The sequence below is a fragment of the Allocoleopsis sp. genome, assembly GCF_036703385.1.
Lineage (GTDB): Bacteria > Cyanobacteriota > Cyanobacteriia > Cyanobacteriales > Coleofasciculaceae > Allocoleopsis.
Window position 1 is genome coordinate 1 of the sequence record NZ_DATNPA010000670.1, and the last position, 4,985, is coordinate 4,985.

Below are 4,985 nucleotides of genomic sequence, written 5' to 3' on the forward strand. Positions count from 1 at the left end.
AACCAGAAATCGGGTCAGTTGGTACGGGTCTAAGGGAGGGTCTGCTAAGGCAAAGACCAAAAGAATTTGGTCTGCATTCGCAACTGGGGGACGGTCTAGCTGGGTTTTGCGAGGTAGTACTTCTGCGATCGCACCTCGTCCACCTTCCCAGTCCGGTTCTTCCACCAAAACGCGATCCCCGACCATCACTCGCTGACCGATTTTTTTCAGCCGTGTCCGGCGAGTACATAGTAGGGTTACAGGTTGAATGTTAGAAGGTTGAACGTTGGTTGCAGGTTCTAGGTTAGCAGGTTGAAGGTTAGTTGGAGTGAAACCTACCTCTACTCCTTCGGAGAACGCTTCGCGAAGCGTTACCCCTTCGCGAACAGCTTTCAAACGTTCAACCTTCAACTCCTTCCAACATTCAACCTTTAACCTTCCAACCTTCAACCCTTGTTCTAACCGCACCTGATAGAAGTTGGCCTGCACCGCCACTACTGTTCCCAGTAAAGGTGTGGAGACTTGGGACAACTCGCTATCCGATGGTAATCCACTCATGCAGACGCTAGGGGACGCCGTACCTTCAGAGCAAAGTAGCCAGTGCGATCCTCAACGGCCTCAATGGGGTAGCCCTCCATCGCCAAACTATCAGGCACTTGCTCAATCGGTTCTCCGGCGTCGAGCCACACTTCTAATAAGGCTCCTGGCGTCATCTGCTCTAAACGGAGTTTGGTGCGCACAAAGTTAATGGGGCAAGGTGTTCCGCGCAAATCTAGCTGAGCATCAGGCGTCGGCTTGGGTGTCGATTCGGCTAAGTTACTCATCCGCGAAACAGCCCTCCTAAGAAGCCTTCTATACCACCTTTCCCGGTGCGATCGCCTTTAATTTTTGCCAGCTTCTCCAGTAGTTCCCGCTCATCTGCCGTGATGCGGGTGGGAATATCAATCAAAATCGTAATCAAGTGATCGCCCCGACTGACTGGATTCCCCAGTTTGGGTACACCGTGATTTTCCAATGTCAACACGGTATTGGGCTGTGTGCCTGGAGGAATCGTTAATTCCACTGGCCCATCCACTGTACTGGCTTCTAGGCGGCAGCCCAAAATGGCTTGTAAATAGCTGATCTTCAGATCGGATAGGATATTAATCCCTTCCCGATGAAACTCAGCGTCTTCCTCAATAAATAAGTAGACGTATAGATCTCCCGGAGGGCCTCCGCGCAATCCTGCGTCTCCTTCTTTAGAAACGCGCAGCCTTGTGCCATTATCGACGCCCGGTGGAATCGTGATTTTGAGCTTTTTCGTTTCCTGCTTGCGACCTGCACCGCCACAAGATTCACACTTGTCTTCAATGACCTGTCCTTCACCATTACAGGTAGGACAAACTGAGACTTGAGTGAAACTGCCAAAAGGCGTTCGGGTCGCACGACGCACTTGACCGGTTCCACTACAAGTTGGGCAGGTGCGGGGTCGAGTTCCTGGTTTTGCGCCAGTGCTGTTACAGACGTTACAGGTTTCTAGGTGAGGAATCCGGATTTCCTTTTCACCCCCAAACACAGCTTCCCGGAAGTCCAATTTCAAGTCCAGCCGTAAATCTTCACCACGAACCGGACCACTGCGTCGGCGAGTCGCTTGCTGACCCATACCACCTGCAAAGCCGCTGAAGAAGCTTTCAAAAATATCAGCAAAACCCATGTCGCCGATATCACCGAAGCCCGCACCAGCGCCACTGACACCGGCTTCGCCAAAGCGGTCATATCGGGCGCGGGTTTCTGGTTCTGAGAGGACTTCATAAGCCCGATTTATCTCTTTAAAGCGCTCTTCAGCCCCTGGCTCCTTGTTGACATCCGGGTGATACTTCCGGGCAAGGCGGCGGTAAGCACGTTTTAATTCCTCTTTGTCGGCGTCGCGAGAGACACCAAGAATGTCATAGTAGTCAGGCATAGAGCGCTGAACGGTGTTTTATTACTGTATAGGGGCGGGTTGAATTTAATGCGGGTAAATGGAGTGAGGTCACTAATGACCCATTCACAGCTCACCCGTATATCTATACCATTGTCTAGCAGAAAAACAGGTCGAGCGCTACCTTTTAGGAGCGTACCTTAGTCAACTGGCTCGTAGTCAGCTGTTACGGTCTCCTCATCAAAGTTGAGAATCAAGTCGTCTTGTTCGCTTGTAGAGGATGATTCAAAAGGTTCGCTAAATTCTGGCGTTGAAGATACCTCCTCGGTCTGTATAAGTTCTTCTGTGTCTACACTGGGTGAGGCTTGCTGATAGACAGCGGCACCAATCTCAAACAACTTTTGTTGGAAATCCTCCAGCCGTTGTTTCACTTCCTCAATACTAATCGAGGAATCTGCCATCGCCTCTTGTAGGTGTTGCTTCTTCTGCTCTCCTTGAGCCTTGAGATCTTCGCGAACCAAGTCACCACTGTCCTTCAAGGTTCCTTCGTAACTGTAGAAGAGGCTATCGGCTTGGTTCTTGAGTTCAACCAATTGTATGCGACGACGGTCTTCCTCAGCATATTTCTCTGCCTCGACGCGCATCCGTTCTACTTCACTGGCACTCAATCCTCCAGTATTCGTAATCCGGATTCTTTGTTCTTTGCCAGTTCCTTTGTCAGCGGCTGAGACTTGCAAAATCCCGTTCACATCGATTTCAAACGATACTTCGATTTGAGGTACACCTCTTGGGGCCGGGGGAATGCCGGTGAGCAGAAACTTGCCCAAGCTTTTGTTGTCCCGCGCCATCGCCCGCTCACCCTGTAGCACATGAATTTCTACAGAGGTTTGTCCATCCGTCGCGGTGGAAAAAACCTGAGACTTACTGGTCGGAATGGTTGTATTGCGATCAATAATTTTTGTAAATACTTCTCCTAAGGTCTCAATGCCCAGCGACAGGGGAGTTACATCCAGTAACAGCAAGTCTTCAACTTCGCCCCCTAGTACTCCCCCCTGAATCGCGGCTCCTAATGCGACGGCTTCATCGGGGTTCACCGACTTATCTGGCGTTCTGCCCCCAAAAAACTTCTTAATTGCTTCCTGTACGGCTGGGATACGGGTCGAACCCCCCACCAAGAGAATCCGATCAATATCATCTGGCTTCAGTTCAGAGTCTTTCAGCGCTTGGGTTACAGGCTCAATCGTTCCCGTAATCAATTCGCTCGCCAGTTCTTCAAACTTTGAGCGCGATAGCTCCATCTCCAAGTGTTTTGGGCCTGTCTCATCGGCTGTAATGAAGGGCAGGTTAATGGAGGTCGAAAGCATACTAGAGAGTTCAACCTTTGCCTTTTCAGCCGCTTCTCGCAAGCGCTGAAGTGCCATTTTATCGGTTCCTAGGTCAATCCCCTCTGTTGCTTTAAAGTTTTCACTCATCCAGCGAACAATCACATTATCGAAGTCATCGCCTCCCAGGTGATTGTTGCCGGATGTTGCCTTAACTTCAAAAACGCCGTCTCCCAGTTGTAGAATCGAGACATCAAAAGTTCCGCCCCCCAAGTCAAACACCAAGATTCGCTGCTCTTCAGACTGCTTATCGAGACCATAAGCGAGGGCGGCTGCTGTAGGTTCGTTGATAATGCGCAGTACTTCCAGACCGGCTATTGTCCCAGCATCTTTTGTGGCCTGCCGTTGGGCGTCTGTAAAGTAGGCAGGAACCGTGATTACGGCTTGCTCCACTGGCTCTCCAAGAAAGCTTTCGGCATCTGCCTTGAGCTTTTGCAGGATCATGGCGGAGATTTCTTGAGGGGTGTAAGTCCGTCCCCGTATTTGGACATCGACGGTGTCATCACGACCTTTGACGCAGTTATAGGGAACACGGGATCTTTCCATTGCGGTATCGTCCCACCGACGCCCTATAAAGCGCTTAATGCTGTAGATTGTGTTTTCTGCATTAGTTACGGCCTGCCGTTTTGCCAGTTGACCGACCAAACGTTCCCCTGCTTTGCCAAACCCCACTATACTCGGAGTGGTTCGCCCTCCCTCCGAGTTTGAAATGACGATGGGCTGACCACCTTCTAAAACAGCGACGCAACTATTGGTCGTGCCCAAGTCGATGCCAATAACTTTTCCCATAGGGCTTCGGCTTAAAATTATGTCAAGTTGTTTACGTTTAAGTTAAAGCGGGTACTAGAACGAACCTTCCTTTGGTTGAACCCTCTTGGAACTTTTAGTTAATCAAGATTGAACACCAAAGGATGGTTAATGCATCCTGCCACTTAGGTTTTTGGGGTACCTTCCTTTGAGGTTACCACCGAATCCTAAAGAGCAGCAACTCTGACTCTAGCGCTTTCTTCCGTAATTGGTTCATTCAGAAGAGGTAGATTGACTTTCACCAGATTCCTCACCCGAGCTTTCTGGTACGGATGCCACTTTAACCATCGCATGGCGCAGGACGCGATCGCCTAAGAAATATCCTCGCACCAGCTGTTCGATCACAACGCCTTCTGCGTATTCATTCGTCGGTTCCCGCATCACCGCTTCGTGGAGATTTGGGTCAAACTCTTTTCCTTCAGGGCGCATTGCAGAAACCCCAATGCGTTTGAGGCAGTCTACCAGCTGTTTATAAACCCCCTGGTAGCTTTTGTGGATGCCCATTTCCCCATCATTTTGGGGCTTGATTTGCGATCGCGCTCGCTCAAAGTTATCCACCACTGGTAGTAATTCACTCAGCGTGACCCGCTTGATCTGCTGCTCTAAATCTTCTTTCTCTTTGCTTGTACGCTTGCGGAAATTATCAAAATCTGCGGCAATCCGCATAGATTGAATCTTTAATGCTTCGCCTTGCTGATTTAGGTCTTCTAGGTGAGCCTTCAAGGCTTCATTTTCCTGCCTCAAGCTTGAGAGTGTCTCTAACTGCCCATCGCCTGCTGCATCGGCTACAGCTTGATTGGCTTGTTCCTCCCCATTGGCTCCTTCGAGGTTGGCTGATACCGATTTTGAATCGGCGGTTTGTTCCTCCAGTTCCGGTAGCGACTCTAAATCTATCAAGTCGCCCTCTGCTGCTGCCG

Annotated in this window: 4 protein-coding genes and 1 pseudogene; all 5 read right to left on the bottom strand. The window is 50.1% G+C overall.

The annotated features are described in order from the left end of the window. A pseudogene (locus tag V6C93_RS31610) lies at nucleotides 1–537 on the bottom strand (hypothetical protein); the annotation flags it as partial. Further along, a complete protein-coding gene (locus V6C93_RS31615) occupies nucleotides 534–803 on the bottom strand; it encodes a sulfurtransferase TusA family protein (RefSeq protein ID WP_333480647.1) in 270 nt (89 codons plus the stop codon). The pseudogene V6C93_RS31610 and the gene V6C93_RS31615, both read right to left, overlap by 4 nt. Further along, nucleotides 800–1,921: a molecular chaperone DnaJ gene (gene dnaJ / locus V6C93_RS31620; RefSeq protein ID WP_333480649.1), complete on the bottom strand. Its 1,122-nt coding sequence runs from the start codon at nucleotides 1,919–1,921 to the stop codon at nucleotides 800–802. The genes V6C93_RS31615 and dnaJ overlap by 4 nt, the downstream gene beginning before the upstream one ends. Nucleotides 1,922–2,079: 158 nt before the next feature. Further along, complete coding sequence (dnaK, locus tag V6C93_RS31625; RefSeq protein WP_333480650.1) at nucleotides 2,080–4,050, bottom strand: molecular chaperone DnaK; 1,971 nt, start codon at nucleotides 4,048–4,050, stop codon at nucleotides 2,080–2,082. Between the two features lie 231 nt (nucleotides 4,051–4,281). After that, entirely contained in the window at nucleotides 4,282–4,965 is a 684-nt protein-coding gene (gene grpE, locus V6C93_RS31630; RefSeq protein ID WP_349262893.1) for a nucleotide exchange factor GrpE, read from the bottom strand. Nucleotides 4,966–4,985 lie beyond the last annotated feature (20 nt).

What these genes read in the sequence shown, in the direction of transcription:
- V6C93_RS31615 (WP_333480647.1), bottom strand. Translation starts at nt 803, where the DNA reads ATGAGTAACTTAGCCGAATCGACACCCAAGCCGACGCCTGATGCTCAG.
- dnaJ (WP_333480649.1), bottom strand. Translation starts at nt 1,921, where the DNA reads ATGCCTGACTACTATGACATTCTTGGTGTCTCTCGCGACGCCGACAAA.
- dnaK (WP_333480650.1), bottom strand. Translation starts at nt 4,050, where the DNA reads ATGGGAAAAGTTATTGGCATCGACTTGGGCACGACCAATAGTTGCGTC.